A 13957-nucleotide genomic window follows, 5' to 3' on the forward strand; every position below is an offset into this window, starting at 1 on the left:
TCCCCGACACGTCTCATCTGTTGTGTAGGTGTCAGCACCGACGGGCACAGCGGAAGTTACGGGGGAGGGCTGATGGACGTGGGGATGGCAAGGAACCGGGCAACCGGCGCGAGCGAGGGGACCGTGGGCAACGTGGACAAGAACATCGGCATGCGTACCGACGAGGTTGCCGAGGAGCGCGACCTGGTCGGCGTCTACCTGCACGAGATCTCCCGGACGCCACTGCTGGACGCCGCCAAGGAGGTCGAGCTCTCCAAGGCCATCGAGGCCGGGCTCTACGCCGAGCACCTGCTCGACGAGGACCGTGTCCCCGCGGGCGTCGAGCGCGACGAGCTGGAGCGGCTGGTCGTCGAGGGTGAGCGGGCCAAGGACCTGTTCATCCGCGCCAACCTCCGCCTGGTGGTGTCGATCGCCCGCCGTTACGTGCGCTCGGGCATGCCCATGCTGGACCTGATCCAGGAGGGCAACACCGGTCTGGTCCGGGCCGTCGAGAAGTTCGACTACGAGCGTGGCTACAAGTTCTCCACCTACGCGACCTGGTGGATCCGCCAGGCGATCAGCCGGGCGATCGCCCAGCAGGAGCGCACCGTCCGACTGCCGGTGCACCTGGTGGAGGACGTCAACCGGATGCGCAACGTGGCCCGTCAGCTCACCCGTGAGCTGGGCACCGACCCCGAGCCGGAGCAGATCGCGAAGGCCCTCGGCGTCACCGTCGAGCGGGTCAACGAGCTGGTCCGCTGGTCGCAGGACACCGTGTCCCTGGACACCCCGGTCGGTGACGACGGCGACACCAACCTCGGTGACCTGGTCGCCGACAGCGACGCGCCGTCGCCGGAGGACATCGTCCTGACCGGGCTGGAGCGGCAGCGCATCGAGGGCCTGCTCAACCACCTGGACGACCGCTCGGCCGGCATCATGCGGGCCCGCTACGGGCTGGAGGACGGCCGTGAGCACTCCCTCACCGAGGTCGCGTCGCGGTTCTCGCTCTCCCGGGAGCGGATCCGGCAGCTGGAGATCCAGGCTCTCGGCCGGCTCCGCGAGCTGGCCCGGGCGGAGGGTCTGCAGGCGGCCTGACCTGCCGACATCGACAACGAACGGCCGGCGTCCGACAGGGGGACGCCGGCCGTTCGTCGTCGAAGCGCGTCAGCGCACCCGACCGTAGCCGTGGATCGGCATCATGTTCATCCCGCGCTTGAGCACGTTGCGTCCGGCGCTCGGCGCGTCGATCACCTGCCCGTCGCCCACGTAGAGGGCGACGTGCCCGAGCCCGCGGTAGAAGACCAGGTCGCCGGGGCGCAGGTCGCCGCTGCTGATGTGGGAGACCGCGCCCCACTGCATCCGGGCGTTGTGCGGCAGGGACCTCCCGGCCGCCCGCCAGGCCGCCGAGGTGAGGCCCGAGCAGTCGTAGCCGTGGGGGCCGGAGCCGCCCCAGACGTACGGCTTCCCGATCGCCCCGTACGCGTACCGCACCGCGACACCGGCCTGGCCGGAGACCGCCGGAGCCTCGCGGGCCGCGGTGGCCGCCGGCCGCGCCGCGGGTGCCTCCGTCGCCCGGCCGTACGCCTGACGGCGCAGGTCGTAGAGGCGGGCCAGGTCCCGCTCGATGCGCTGCTTGGCCGTGGCCAGCGCACGGGCCTGGGCGTCCTGCCGGGCGAGGACCGTGTTGAGCCGGCTCTTCTCGTCGAGCAGCCGACGCTGGCTGGCGGTGAAGCCGGAGATCTGCTCCTGCCGCTGCCGGGTCAGCTGGTCGATGGTGCCCAGTCGGTCGAGCACCGCGGCCGAACCGCCGGGGCGCAGCAGCGCGTCCGCGGTCCGCAGGCCACCGGTCTTGTACGCGGTGACGGCGATCTCGCCCACGTCGGCCCGGCTCTGCTCGGCCTGCCGTTCCAGCGGGCCGATGCGGGCCTGTAATCGGTCCACGGCGGCCTTGTTCGCCTTCATGTCCTCCCGGAGCTTGTTGTAGGACTCGACGACCCGCTCCAGCTCCGCCGACGAGCGTTCGATCCGGCGGGTGAGGTCGGCGGGGGACGGCTCGGCGAGGGCCGCCGTCGCCGGGGCGACCAACGCGGCCGACAGGCCGGTGATCGTCAGGGTGCGCAGCAGGTTTCTCAGGGATGGCAAGAGCGGATGGCTCCTCTCCCACTGCCGCCGGCGGGTGCTGACGCCCCCGGCGGCACCGGTCCGGGGCCCTCCGGTTGGCGGGCACTGGGCCGGGCCGGCTCGCCCAAACTAACCCGGGACGGGAGTGATCCGCAGTGGAAGTCGGGACGAATGTTGGCAAAGTAGCGGCAAGTGTCGGCTGCTACAGGTGACTCACCGTGATCATTAACGAGGTCTCCACGCGGAGGACGCGCCTGGGTTGCGGCATTTAGCCGGACAACGACATTCGTCGTTCTCAGCGAATGCCGCCGGATAACAGCCGGCCATACCCGATAAAGACGGAAATGGATTCCCATTCCCGGCGATGTCCCTTGCCGGGCCCCGCGCCGCTGTCCGGAAAACGGCCGTCCGGGCTGGCAGGGCGGCAACACAATGAGACCGCGGAGCCGGGATTCCCGTCGACCGGCATTGATGCCTCCACCCTCGACGGGGGCCGACCCGGCGGACCGCCGCGGGAGGAGACCGTGAATCCTGAAGGTGCGACCACCCGAGCGCCCGGATCACCGAGGGTGACCGGCGGGAAGAACACTCTGCTCTACGCCCGCCCGGGCATCATCGTGACCATCGACCGCTTCACGGTCGGCCGCAACACGTACCAGGTCGCCCACCTCACCCACCTGCGCAGCACCCGCGGGCCGCACGACCGGATCGCCGTACGGGCCGTGGCGACGAGTGGGGCGATGATCGGCGGGATCGGCCTGCTGCTCGGCTTCTCCGGCGGGCTGCAACGGCTCACCGCCGGCGCGTACCTGATCCTCGGGGCCGTCCTGCTCGTCCCGGCCCTGCTGGGGCTGGCCGGCGACCGCTGGCGGCCACCGGCGTACGAGCTGTGGGGGATCTACCGGGGCGAGCAGGTGCTGTTGTTCAGCAGCGACGACGAGCGGCAGTTCGGCCAGGTCACCCGGGCGCTGGTACGCGCCCGGGAGATGAACCGGTACGGCGGCTTCAACGAGCCGCTCGCCTCGGTCGACCCCTGGCGACCGAGCCGCTGACCGGTCGGCGCCGGCCCGGCCGACCCCGGCCGGCGCCGGCCGGCAGTGCGACGGCTCAGCCGGCGACCGGCTCCGGGGTGCGCTCGGCGGGCCGGTGCACCCACGAGGTCACCCGGCGCTCGGCGTAGAACGAGACGAACGGCACGGTGCCGGCCAGCATCACGGCGAGCATCCGCTTCAGCGGCCAGTCGGCCCGGCGGGCCAGGTCGAAGGCGGCCACCAGGTAGACCATGTAGAGGAAACCGTGCGCCGGGCCGACGGTCTCCACCACGACCGCGTTGTCGAACCCGTACTTCAGCGGCATGCCGATCACGACCAGCACGATCAGGACCACACCCACGATCCACGCGATCGCGCGGTACCGGGTCAGCGCTCCGCCCACCTCTGCCGTCCTTCCGAGCCCGGGCTCAGCCGGGATAGTCACCGGGCCGTGCGCCCGGATTCGCGTTCAACCATGACAGGTAGCGGTTGTAGGCAGCCAGGTCGGCGTCGTCCTCCACGCCGTCCACCGCCGCCGGCACCCGGGACACCCGGACCGGCCGGCGCACCACCGGCCGCGTCGCGGCGCCGTCGACCCCGCCGGTGGCCGGCGCCGCGGATTCGTCGCGGTCCGCGACTACCGGCTCGCCGCCGCGCAGGGTGTGCCGTGCCTCACGCCACCAGACGAAGACCACGAACCCCGCGAAGATCGGCCACTCGAAGGCGTACGCCCAGCTGAGGGTGTTGCCCCCGGCGGCCCGGCTGATCTGCCACCAGCCGAGGGCGAGGAACCCGACGACGAGCACGACCGCGGCCACGTGACGCGCGATCCACGCCGGGGTCCAGAGCCGCTTCATGGCATCGAGGGTACCGGGGCGGTCCCCGCTCTCCGACATGGTGTCGTAGTTGTCGCGGGTGGGGATGGTTTGGTGCCACCCGGTTTGGGCATCCGTCTAGACGCCAGCCCAAACGAGACCAGGGGGGCGCGATGAGACAGGACAGCTACCCACAGGGCGCCAGCCCGGAGCAGCGGGTCATCGAGTGGAGCGGCGACCATCTGGCCGACCCCACCACGCTCGGCCCGGACCCGGACGGCGAGCTGGGTGTCGATCCCGCCGAGCTGACCGACGAGGACCTGATCCGGGAGATGCACAGCCTGCACCGCACCCGGCTGGACACGCTGCGGCACGCGGCCGACTCCGCACTGGCCCACCACCTGCGACGCACGGCGGAGCTGGAGACCGAGTACCTGGCGCGGTACCCGGGCCGGGAGATCGACCCGAGCCGGCTGCGGGACGAGTGATGGCGCACGCCGAGCGCGGCATGTCCGCGCCCCCGGAGGTCGTCTTCAACACCGCGACCGATCCGGACCGGGCCTCGGCGTGGCTGCCCGGCCCGCTGCGCACCGACGGGGCGCCCAGCCCGGAGATCGAGGGGGAGGAGCTGTGCGCCCGCTGGCGCGCCCCGTCCCCGGCCGATCTCACCGCCGAGATCCGGGTGGATCCGGAGGACTCCGGCGGCGCCCGGATCCGGTTCGACATCGGTGGCCAGACCGCCGGACAGGACGCCGACCGGCTGGCCGCGGAGGCGTTGGACAGCCTGGCGCGCGAGGTGTCAGACAACCTCCAGGCCAGCTGAGTGGCGGCCGGCGGAACGGCCGGCCGGTCCAGTGGCGCGGGACATGAGATCGAGGAGACCGGGTGACCCCGAACGGCTTGAAGCAGAAGGTGACGCGGTTGCGCCAGGCGTACGCGCCGCACGAGCACCGCCCGCTGGGCGGCTACCTGGCGGCGATGGGCACGTACGCGGGAGTGACGGCCGCGCTCGCGGGCGTCGTACGGCTGACCGGCCGGCCGGTGCCCGAACGTCCCGCCCCCGCCGACGTGGTGCTGCTCTCCATCGCCACGCACAAGCTGAGCCGGCTGCTGTCGAAGGACGCGATCACCAGCCCGCTCCGCGCGCCGTTCACCCGCTACGACCGGCCGATCGGCAGCGGCGAGGTGATGGAGCAGGTCCGCGACTCCGGCAGCTCTACCCGGCACGCCATCGGGGAGCTGCTCAGCTGCCCGTTCTGCCTCGCCGTCTGGGTCGCCACCGGCCTCACCGGCGGCCTGGTGCTGGCCCCGCGGCTGACCCGCCTGGTGGCCACGGCGCTGACCGCGGTGGCCGCCTCCGACTTCCTCCAGATGGGGTACGCGGTCGCGCAGCAGGCCGCGGAGTCGGGCGGCCACGACGAGGACTAGACCACGGACACGAGGAAGGGCCGGCGATCCGCGCCGGCCCTTCCTCGTCGTGTGCGGGTCCTCGTCGTGTACGGGTCCGGTCAGGTGGGCGTGGTGCCGTGGTCCTCGCCGGCCCACCCGCGGGACGCCTCGGGCTCGCGGTCACCCTCGTCCGCGCCGGTGATCACCCGCTTGTCCACCGCGGTTTGGTCGTGCTCGCCGGCGAAGTCGGGGTCGGGCAGGGTGTCCACGCCCTCCGGGGGCTGCCCCAGCGCCGGACGCTTCTCGTGGTGTTCCTCGTGGTGGGACATCTGGCTCTCCTCTCACCGGGGGTCCCGACGATCGCCCGCCCGCTCAGGTGACCGAGCCGCCCAGCAGGTCGGCCGCCTCGTCGACCGCGTACTCCCCCTCGGGCAGCGCGGCGATCCGGGTGAGCCACTGCGCGGGAAGCTCCGCGGCGACCGCCCGGCGGTAGATGTCCGCCTGGCTGATCCGTTCCTGGCCGTGGTACAGGTCCTCGAGCAGGTCGTCGAGGCGCCGAGTGTCCGGCTCGTCGGTCACGGGTGCGTCATCGGTCACGACGATCAGCTACCCGTGCCGGATTCGGTCAAACGTCACCCCTGCCCGCCCGACCGGAGACGACAGCGGCCTCCGGAGACGACAGCGGCGCCCCGGCCGGATGGCCGGGGCGCCGCTGGTGCCGGTGTGCAGGTCGCCTCTCGGCGAGTGGCTCGACGCGGCTCCAGCCGGACGGTATTCCGCGAAGGCAATTGGGTGAGGCCCGGGGACACTGGACACACCGACACTCCACTCAACGGCGGGACCCCCGCCGGTCTTCCGCCCCGCCCTGTGTCCCGCGCCACATCCCGCGTCCGCCTCCGGGTGCCGCGCGGCGGGAGCGGGTCAGGCGGGGGCAGGCAGGGCGGCGCGACGGGCGCGCACGGCGGCGGCCAGCTGGTCGAGGACGTCCGCCGTGGTGTCCCACCCCATGCACGCGTCGGTGATCGACTTGCCGTACTCCAGCTCCCGCGTCGGGTCCAGGTCCTGCCGGCCGGGTTCGAGGAACGACTCCAGCATGATGCCGACGATCCCGCGCTGCCCGGCGGCGAGCTGACCCGCCACGTCGGCGACGACCACCGGCTGGTTGCGGTGGTCCTTGCCGCTGTTGGCGTGGCTGGCGTCGACCACCACACGCTCCGGCAGGCCGGCCGCCCGCAGCAGGTCGAGCGCCCCCGCCACCGACTCCGCGTCGTAGTTGGGCCGGCCACCGCCCCCGCGCAGCACCAGGTGCCCGTCGGCGTTGCCCCGGGTGTGCATGATCGCCGGGGTGCCCGAGAAGTCGATGCCGGGGAAGACGTGCGGCACACCGGCCGCCCGGATCGCGTCCACCGCCGTGCCGATGCTGCCGTCCGGGCGGTTCTTCATGCCGATCGGCATCGAGAGCCCGGACGCGAGCTGCCGGTGCACCTGGCTCTCGACCGTACGGGCGCCGATGGCGCCCCAGGCCACCGTGTCCGCGATGTACTGCGGAGTGATGGGGTCGAGGAACTCGCAGCCCACCGGCAGCCCCAGACGCAGCACGTCCAGCAGCAGCGCGCGGGCCAGCCGCAGGCCGGTGTTCACGTCGCCGGAGCCGTCCAGGTGCGGGTCGTTGATCAGGCCCTTCCAGCCCACGGTGGAGCGAGGCTTCTCGAAGTAGACCCGCATCACGACCAACAGGTCGTCGGCGAGCCGGTCGGCCGCCTCGCGCAGCCGCCGGGCGTAGTCCAGCGCCGCGGCCGGGTCGTGCACCGAGCACGGGCCCACCACCACCAGCAACCGGTCGTCGGCGCGGTCGAGCACGCCGCCGACCGCGCGCCGACCGGCCAGCACGGCCGAGGCGAGCGGTTCGTCCAGGGGGAGCTCGTGGTGGAGCAGGGCGGGGGTGGTCAGCGGCACGACGCGGTCGATCCGCTGGTCGCTGACCCGATCGGTCTCCGGGGTCGTCACGGTGGGCTTCCTTCCGCCGACCGCGCCCGGGTGCCGGTGCCCGGGGTCGAGCCGGCTGCTCGTACACGAAAGGGCAGGACCGTGAGGCCCTGCCCAGCCGGCTCGAAGAGAGGTGACGTCAGATCATGGTGAAGTCACCGGCTCCTCCAGCCGGCTGCCTAAACCATCGATACGACCGCGTCACGTGGGCCAGCGTACCCGACGGAGCGGGCGTCGTTCACCCGGACGCCGGTGCCGGCGGTCACGGGCGTGCCGGCGGCGGGGCCGGGGTATGGGGGACGGCATGAGCGACGAGCAGAGCGAACAGGACCGGGTCGAGGCCCGTGCCCACCTGCTGCCGGAGGAGACGGCGGTGGGCAGCGACGACCCGGAGGCCCAGGCCGAGGCGATCCTCGACGAGTCCGACGCCCGCGAGGACCGGAACGTGGCGCCCGACACGCTGCTGGAGCACCGGACCTCCGATCAGACGGTGGCCCCCAGCGAGCCGCCCGACTGAACCCCCACCCCGCGCGCCTGCCGCGAGCCCCGGTAGGTCTGCGCCCGAAGCCAGGCCAGCACCCCGACCGTGCGCAGGCCGGGCGGCAGGTTGCCGATCGGGTCGAACGCCAGCGCGGCGTCCTGGCGGGCGCTGAGCTGCGTGCCGATGCTCACCTGACCGAACGGGCGCCACGGCCCCGCGGCGGAGGCCGTCGCGAGCACCAGGCGCGGTTCGTCGGTGCGGGTCGCGGCGGCCGCCTCGGCCAGGCTCCGGCCCAGGTCGACCGACTCCGGGTCGGCCAGCGCGGCCAGCCAGAGCCGGCGCCGGCCGGCCCGCAAGGGCACGATGCTGCTGTACGTCCCGGCGAAGGCGCGCCGGGGCACCGGCATCGCCCGCAGCAGCGGCGGCGCGGCGCTGGAGCTGGCCAACAGGTCGTACGGCCGGGCCGCCTCGGTGTGCACCCGCACCGCCAGGCCGAGCACGTCCGGCCAGCTCCCCGGCGTGGACGTGCCCTTGGAGAGGCGGATCGTCGCCGGATAGCGGGCCGGCTCGTCGAGGAACGCGACGCCGGTCGGCGGGCCGGGCGTACCCCAGATCGTCACCTCGCCGGCGAACGACCGGCCCGCCGGATGGAACAGCCGGGCCCGCCGCAGCCGGGTCAGGGCGGCGGCGGCCCGGCACAGGGCGTCGCCGGCGCGGGCCGAGACGGCGGGCAGGTGGGCGGTGGGCGCGGCCATGACTCCCCGGTACCCGGGCCCGGCCGGTAGATGCCCCCCGCCGCCCGCAGGCCGGTCCGGTCCCGGCTGATGGCGGCGCGTCACCTTTCCGCCCGCGAGATCGGATAGCGTCGTCCCATGCCCGACAGCGGTTACCCCTGGCCCATCGAGACGACCCGACTGGACAACGGCCTGCGCGTGGTGGTGAGCGAGGACCGCACCGCGCCGGCGGTCGCCGTGAACCTCTGGTACGACGTCGGTTCCCGGCACGAGCCCCAGGGGCAGACCGGGTTCGCGCACCTCTTCGAGCACCTGATGTTCGAGGGCTCGGTGAACGTCGCGAAGACCGAGCACATGCGGCTCGTCCAGGGCGCCGGCGGCTCGCTGAACGCCACCACCAACCCGGACCGGACGAACTACTTCGAGACCGTCCCGGCCGAGCACCTGGAGCTGGCGCTGTGGCTGGAGGCCGACCGGATGGGCGGCCTCGTCCCGGCGCTGACCCAGGAGACGCTGGACAACCAGCGTGACGTGGTCAAGAACGAGCGCCGGCAGCGCTACGAGAACGTGCCGTACGGCGACGCGTGGCTGCGGCTGCTGCCGCTGCTCTATCCGCCGGGGCACCCGTACCACCACGCGACGATCGGCTCGATGGCCGACCTGAACGCCGCCGACCTGGCCACCTTCCAGGCGTTCCACCGGACCTACTACGCGCCCAACAACGCGGTGCTCACCGTGGTCGGCGACGCCTCCGCCGCGGAGGTGTTCGCGCTGGCCGAGAAGTACTTCGGTGCCATCGCGCCGCGCGCGGAGATCCCGTCCGCCCCGGACGGCCGGACGGTGCCCGCCGCCGGGCGACCGGTCACCGAGGCGGTCACCGCCGACGTGCCGGCCCCGCGGGTGTACATCGCGCACCGCACCCACCCGTTCGGCACCCCCGGCTACGACGTGATCACCGTGCTGGCCGCCGTCCTCGGCAGTGGCCGGGGCAGCCGGCTCTACCAGCGGCTGGCCGACGGTGAGCGGATCGCCCAGCCGGACCTGGTCGGCGCGTACGGGGTGGACCTGGCGCACGCCCCGGCGCCACTGATCGCGACCGCCACCGCCCGCCCCGGCGTCGGCGCCGACCGGCTCGCCGACGGGCTGCACGCCGTGATGGACGAGCTGGCCACCGTGCCGGTCACCGCCACCGAGCTGGACCGCGCGAAGGCGCTGCTCAGCACCGCCTGGTGGCGACAGATGTCCACCGTGGACGGACGGGCGGACACGCTGGGCCGCTACGCCACCCAGTTCGGTGACCCGGCCCGGGCCGCCGACCGCCTGCCGGCGTGGCTCGCGGTCACCGCCGAGCAGATCGCGGAGGCCGCCGCGGCGGTGCTCGCCGCCGACGACCGGGTGACCCTGACCTACCTCTGCGAGGAGAAGCCATGACCCTGATCACCGCCCGCCCCGGGCCGGGCGCCGCCCGCCCGTACCGGTTCCCGTCGGTGGTCCGTCGCAGCGTCGCCGGCGGTCAGGTCGTCGCCGCGCACCTGCCCGGGCAGAACCTCGCCGTCGCGATGCTGCTGCTGGAGGCCGGCGCCGAGCGGGAACCGCTCGGCAAGGAAGGGCTGGGCGGAGTGCTCGCCAAGGCGCTGGAGGAGGGCACCGCGCAGCGGGACGCGGCGGCGTACGCGCTCGCCGTCGAAGGGCTCGGCACCGAGCTGGTGACCGGGCTGGACTGGGACTCGTTCCAGATCAGCGTGCAGGTGCCGGTCGACCGGCTGACCGCCGCCGTCGAGCTGCTCGCCGAGGCGGTGCGTACGCCCCGGCTCGACCCCGCGGACGTGGCGCGGGTCCGCGACGACGAGGCGACCGCGCTGCGGATGGACTGGGCCAACCCCGGGCCGCGGGCGGAGTCGGCCCTGCGCGCCGACATCTTCGGCGCGGAGAACCGCTGGGGCCGGCCGATGTATGGCGACCCGGACTCCGTGGCCGGCCTCGACGTCGAGGACGTGCGGGTCTTCCACTCGGAGTGGTTCCTCCGCCCCGGCACCCTGATCGTCGCCGGTGACCTGGAGCGGACCGACCTGGACGCGCTCGGCGCCGCGGCCTTCGCCGGCAGCGGCGGCGGTCCCGTGGAGCGGGGCGGCCCCGTCGAGGTGCCGACTCGGGCGGGACGCCGCATCATCCTCGTCGACCGGCCCGGTTCGGTGCAGTCGACGCTGCGGCTCGGGCACCCGGCCCCGCACCGCGCCCACCCCGACCACGTGCCGATGACACTGGCCGGGACGGTGCTCGGCGGCGCCTTCACGTCGCGGCTCAACCACCTGATCCGCGAGGTACGCGGCTACACGTACGGGATCCGCGGCGACTTCGCCTCGTCCCGCCGCTTCGGCCGCTTCGCGGTCAGCTCCGGCGTCCAGACCGCGGTCACCGCGCCCGCGCTGGTGGAGGCGGTCGGCGAGATCGCCCGTACGGCCAGCGGCGGTGTCACCGAGGAGGAGCTGGCCGTGGCCCGCTCGTGGCGCGCCGGGCAGCTCTCGGTCGAGTTGCAGAGCCCTCGGGCCATCGCGTCGGCGCTGACCACCCTCGTGGTGCACGACCTGCCGGACGACTACCACGCCCGGCTGCGCGAGGCGTTGCTCGCCGCCGACGTCGACCAGGTGAGCGCCGCGGCGGCCACGCACCTGCGACCGGAATCGCTCACCCTCGTGGTGGAGGGCGACGCGGCGGTGATCCGCGACGAGCTCGTCGTCACCGGCCTGGGGGAGGTGGTGGACGCCGCGCGGTGAGCGCGTGCCGACTCCGATCGGTCATGTTCGGGTGTGACGTGCGTCGCGTCGCCGCGTCGCCCGGTGCGGATCCGATCCCGGGCGCACGGCGACGAGGCCCGGCAATGCTCCGGCCGGGGGCGGCGCGGTGCGCCGGATCTTTCCGTGACGCGCGGACTTCCGCGGCGACGTTGCGGTGGCGGCGGTCCCGTTCGCGGCGGGTGAGCGGTGTGACGCCGAGCGCGGTCGGTGGGAAAGGGTTCCCGCCCGGGGTGCCACGCTGGGTAGCCTCGCGGGCATGAGGATCGGCATTGTGGGGGCCACCGGGCAGGTCGGTGGCGTGATGCGGCAGGTGCTGGCGGAACGGGAGTTCCCGGCGGAGCAGATGCGGTTGTTCGCCTCGGCGCGGTCCGCCGGCCGCGCGCTGCCCTGGCGGGGCAGCGAGATCACCGTGGAGGACGCGGCAACCGCGGACTACTCCGGGCTGGACGTCGTGCTGTTCTCCGCCGGCAAGGGCACGGCGAAGGAACTCGCGCCGCGGGTCGCCGAGGCCGGCGCCGTGGTGATCGACAACTCCTCGGCGTTCCGGATGGACCCGGACGTGCCGCTGGTCGTCGCCGAGGTCAACCCCCACGCCGCCGCCGTACGGCCCAAGGGCATCATCGCCAACCCCAACTGCACCACCATGGCCGCCATGCCGGTGCTGCGTCCGCTGCACGCCGAGGCGGAGTTGGTCGGCCTGGTCGTCTCGACCTACCAGGCGGTCTCGGGCGCCGGCCTGGCCGGCGTGGCCGAGCTGGACGAGCAGGTTCGCAAGGTCGCCGAGCACGCCTCCGGGCTCGCCTTCGACGGGGCCGCCGTGGAGTTCCCCGAGCCCCGCTCGTTCGCCGCGCCGGTCGCGTTCAACGTGCTCCCGCTCGCCGGCGCGCTCGTCGACGACGGCTCCTTCGAGACCGAGGAGGAGCAGAAGCTGCGCAACGAGAGCCGCAAGATCCTTGAAATCCCCGGGCTGCGGGTCTCCGGCACCTGCGTCCGCGTGCCCGTCTTCACCGGCCACTCGCTGCAGATCAACGCCCGCTTCGCGCGGGCGATCACCCCGCAGCGCGCCAAGGAACTGCTCGACGGCGCTCCCGGCGTGACGCTGACCGACGTGCCGACCCCGCTGCGCGCGGCCGGCCGGGACCCGGTCTACGTGGGGCGGATCCGGGCCGACGAGACCGTCGACCACGGCCTGGCGCTGTTCTGCTCGAACGACAACCTGCGCAAGGGCGCGGCGCTCAACGCGGTGCAGATCGCCGAGCTGGTCGCCGCCGAGGGCCGCTGAGCCGTCGAGGGTCGCTGAGCCGTCGAGGGTCGCTGAGCCGCCGCCGGCAGGCCGCGATCGGACCTCCGGCGTCGACCGGGCCGTTCCACGATCCGCGCACCATGACGCGCGGGGGCGTCCCCGTGTGCCGGAGGCGACACCGTTTCCGGACGTTGGGTGGATCGTGGCCGGGCGGGCCGTGCTTGGATGGAGAGCGACCGGGCGAGGTGGAGGTAACCGTGGCGGACGAGCGTACGCAGAGGGCGTTGACCGACCTGATCGCCGGCCGCCGGCTGGGCGTGCTGGCGACCATCAAGCGGGACGGTCGTCCGCAGCTGTCCAGCGTGACCTACTCCTTCGACCGGGAGGCGGCCCTGATCCGCGTCTCGGTGACCGACGACCGGGCCAAGACCGCCAACCTGCGCCGCGACCCGCGGGCCACCTTCCACGTGAGCAGTGAGGACGGCTGGGCGTACGCGGTGGTGGACGCGCGTGCCGAGCTGACCCCGGTCGCGCGTGACCCGGAGGACGCCACCGTCGAGGAGCTGGTGGCGCTCTACCGGTCGATCCAGGGCGAGCACCCGGACTGGGCCGACTACCGGCGCGCGATGGTCGCCGACGGCCGGTTGGTGCTGCGCCTGCACGTGGAACGCCTCTACGGTCTCCCGCCCCGGAGCTGACCCGGTCGCCCGCCCAACGGTGCCCGACCGGCCGGAACGGGCGCCGGAACGCGTCGCGGGGCGGCGTTACCCCGCCCACGGCGACGGGTAGACGGCCGGTGCCGACACCGAGAGGGGGCACCATGACAACGGTCGGAGAATTCATGACGACCCGGCTGGTGACGATGGACGGCAGCGACACGCTCACCGCGGCGGCGCAGGAGATGCGCGACATGGCGATCGGCGACGTGGTGGTGACCGATGGCGACAGCGTGGTCGGCATCGTGACGGACCGGGACATCACGGTCCGAGCCGTGGCGGAGAACATGAATCCCGCCACCACCCGGCTCAACGAGATCACCACGAAGGACGTGATCACCGTGAGCCAGCACGACGACGCGGTCGCGGCCGCGGACCTGATGCGTACCTACGCCGTGCGACGGCTGCCGGTGGTCGAGGACGGGCGCCTCATCGGCCTCGTCTCGATGGGTGACCTCGCCGTGGAGCGTGAGCCCCAGTCGGTGCTCGCCGACATCAGCGCCGACGATCCCAACAACTGACCGTCCGCCGCGGGCGTCCGCCGGCTTCCCCGGTTCGGGGGAGCCGGCGCGTCACGTCCGCCCCCGGATCGGCCCTCACCCCAAGCGGGCGAGGTTGACGGCGTGCCGTGCGGGGACCCGTGCACCGACGCCGAGCGGCCGCCCGG

The 13957-nt window shown here is 73.6% G+C and carries 18 protein-coding genes; 11 read left to right on the forward strand and 7 right to left on the reverse strand.

Translation table 11 applies throughout. The annotated features are described in order from the left end of the window. The first annotated feature begins 84 nt into the window (after positions 1–84). A complete protein-coding gene (locus SM573_RS11330) occupies positions 85–1074 on the forward strand; it encodes a sigma-70 family RNA polymerase sigma factor (protein ID WP_474614303.1) in 990 nt (329 codons plus the stop codon). 69 nt (positions 1075–1143) lie between these two features. On the opposite strand, the gene SM573_RS11335 is transcribed toward SM573_RS11330, so the two are convergent. Then, positions 1144–2121 (reverse strand): C40 family peptidase, encoded by a 978-nt coding sequence (locus SM573_RS11335; protein WP_474614302.1) that lies wholly within the window; start codon positions 2119–2121, stop codon positions 1144–1146. A gap of 548 nt (positions 2122–2669) precedes the next feature. On the opposite strand from SM573_RS11335, the gene SM573_RS11340 reads away from it, so the two are divergent. Beyond that, entirely contained in the window at positions 2670–3152 is a 483-nt protein-coding gene (locus SM573_RS11340) for a DUF6232 family protein (RefSeq protein ID WP_474614301.1), read from the forward strand. Positions 3153–3207: 55 nt separating this feature from the next. On the opposite strand, the gene SM573_RS11345 is transcribed toward SM573_RS11340, so the two are convergent. Beyond that, complete coding sequence (locus tag SM573_RS11345) at positions 3208–3534, reverse strand: DUF3817 domain-containing protein (RefSeq protein WP_474614300.1); 327 nt, start codon at positions 3532–3534, stop codon at positions 3208–3210. 25 nt (positions 3535–3559) lie between these two features. Beyond that, complete coding sequence (locus tag SM573_RS11350; RefSeq protein ID WP_474614299.1) at positions 3560–3988, reverse strand: hypothetical protein; 429 nt, start codon at positions 3986–3988, stop codon at positions 3560–3562. A gap of 131 nt (positions 3989–4119) precedes the next feature. On the opposite strand from SM573_RS11350, the gene SM573_RS11355 reads away from it, so the two are divergent. The 3 genes from SM573_RS11355 to SM573_RS11365 all read left to right on the forward strand — a co-directional run bounded on the left by SM573_RS11355 (position 4120) and on the right by SM573_RS11365 (position 5374). Then, positions 4120–4434 carry a DUF6158 family protein gene (locus SM573_RS11355; protein ID WP_474614298.1) on the forward strand — a complete coding sequence of 105 codons (315 nt, stop codon included), beginning with the start codon at positions 4120–4122 and terminating at the stop codon, positions 4432–4434. Then, on the forward strand, positions 4434–4769 hold the full coding sequence (locus tag SM573_RS11360) for an SRPBCC family protein (RefSeq protein WP_474616012.1): 336 nt from the start codon (positions 4434–4436) through the stop codon (positions 4767–4769). The genes SM573_RS11355 and SM573_RS11360 overlap by 1 nt, the downstream gene beginning before the upstream one ends. Positions 4770–4831: 62 nt before the next feature. Continuing rightward, positions 4832–5374, forward strand: a complete 543-nt coding sequence (locus tag SM573_RS11365) for a DUF1360 domain-containing protein (protein WP_474614296.1) — start codon at positions 4832–4834, stop codon at positions 5372–5374. A gap of 80 nt (positions 5375–5454) precedes the next feature. Here SM573_RS11365 and SM573_RS11370 read toward each other — a convergent pair whose 3' ends face one another. The 3 genes from SM573_RS11370 to SM573_RS11380 all read right to left on the reverse strand — a co-directional run bounded on the left by SM573_RS11370 (position 5455) and on the right by SM573_RS11380 (position 7342). Then, the gene (locus tag SM573_RS11370) at positions 5455–5664 is read right to left on the reverse strand and encodes a hypothetical protein (protein WP_474614295.1); all 210 of its coding nucleotides are present in this window, start codon (positions 5662–5664) and stop codon (positions 5455–5457) included. 43 nt (positions 5665–5707) lie between these two features. Next, positions 5708–5941, reverse strand: a complete 234-nt coding sequence (locus SM573_RS11375; RefSeq protein WP_474614369.1) for a hypothetical protein — start codon at positions 5939–5941, stop codon at positions 5708–5710. Positions 5942–6256: 315 nt separating this feature from the next. Beyond that, on the reverse strand, positions 6257–7342 hold the full coding sequence (locus SM573_RS11380; protein ID WP_474614294.1) for a 3-deoxy-7-phosphoheptulonate synthase: 1086 nt from the start codon (positions 7340–7342) through the stop codon (positions 6257–6259). Between the two features lie 283 nt (positions 7343–7625). On the opposite strand from SM573_RS11380, the gene SM573_RS11385 reads away from it, so the two are divergent. After that, positions 7626–7838 (forward strand): hypothetical protein, encoded by a 213-nt coding sequence (locus SM573_RS11385; protein WP_474614293.1) that lies wholly within the window; start codon positions 7626–7628, stop codon positions 7836–7838. Here the strand turns inward: SM573_RS11385 and SM573_RS11390 are convergent. Beyond that, positions 7805–8557: a phosphodiesterase gene (locus SM573_RS11390; RefSeq protein ID WP_474616013.1), complete on the reverse strand. Its 753-nt coding sequence runs from the start codon at positions 8555–8557 to the stop codon at positions 7805–7807. The two genes, SM573_RS11385 and SM573_RS11390, sit on opposite strands and share 34 nt — an antisense overlap. 117 nt (positions 8558–8674) lie before the next feature. Here SM573_RS11390 and SM573_RS11395 point away from each other — a divergent pair, with 117 nt between their 5' ends. From SM573_RS11395 to SM573_RS11415, 5 genes are all read left to right on the forward strand, one after another. Beyond that, the gene (locus SM573_RS11395) at positions 8675–9967 is read left to right on the forward strand and encodes a M16 family metallopeptidase (RefSeq protein WP_474616014.1); all 1293 of its coding nucleotides are present in this window, start codon (positions 8675–8677) and stop codon (positions 9965–9967) included. Continuing rightward, complete coding sequence (locus SM573_RS11400) at positions 9964–11310, forward strand: M16 family metallopeptidase (protein ID WP_474616015.1); 1347 nt, start codon at positions 9964–9966, stop codon at positions 11308–11310. Before SM573_RS11395 ends, SM573_RS11400 begins: the two co-directional genes overlap by 4 nt. Before the next feature lie 277 nt (positions 11311–11587). Further along, positions 11588–12613 (forward strand): aspartate-semialdehyde dehydrogenase, encoded by a 1026-nt coding sequence (locus tag SM573_RS11405; RefSeq protein WP_474616016.1) that lies wholly within the window; start codon positions 11588–11590, stop codon positions 12611–12613. Between the two features lie 218 nt (positions 12614–12831). Continuing rightward, complete coding sequence (locus SM573_RS11410) at positions 12832–13272, forward strand: PPOX class F420-dependent oxidoreductase (protein WP_474614288.1); 441 nt, start codon at positions 12832–12834, stop codon at positions 13270–13272. 122 nt (positions 13273–13394) lie between these two features. Beyond that, positions 13395–13811 (forward strand): CBS domain-containing protein, encoded by a 417-nt coding sequence (locus SM573_RS11415; RefSeq protein WP_474614287.1) that lies wholly within the window; start codon positions 13395–13397, stop codon positions 13809–13811. The last annotated feature ends 146 nt before the right edge of the window (positions 13812–13957 follow it).

The sequence above is a fragment of the Micromonospora xinjiangensis genome, from assembly GCF_056150165.1.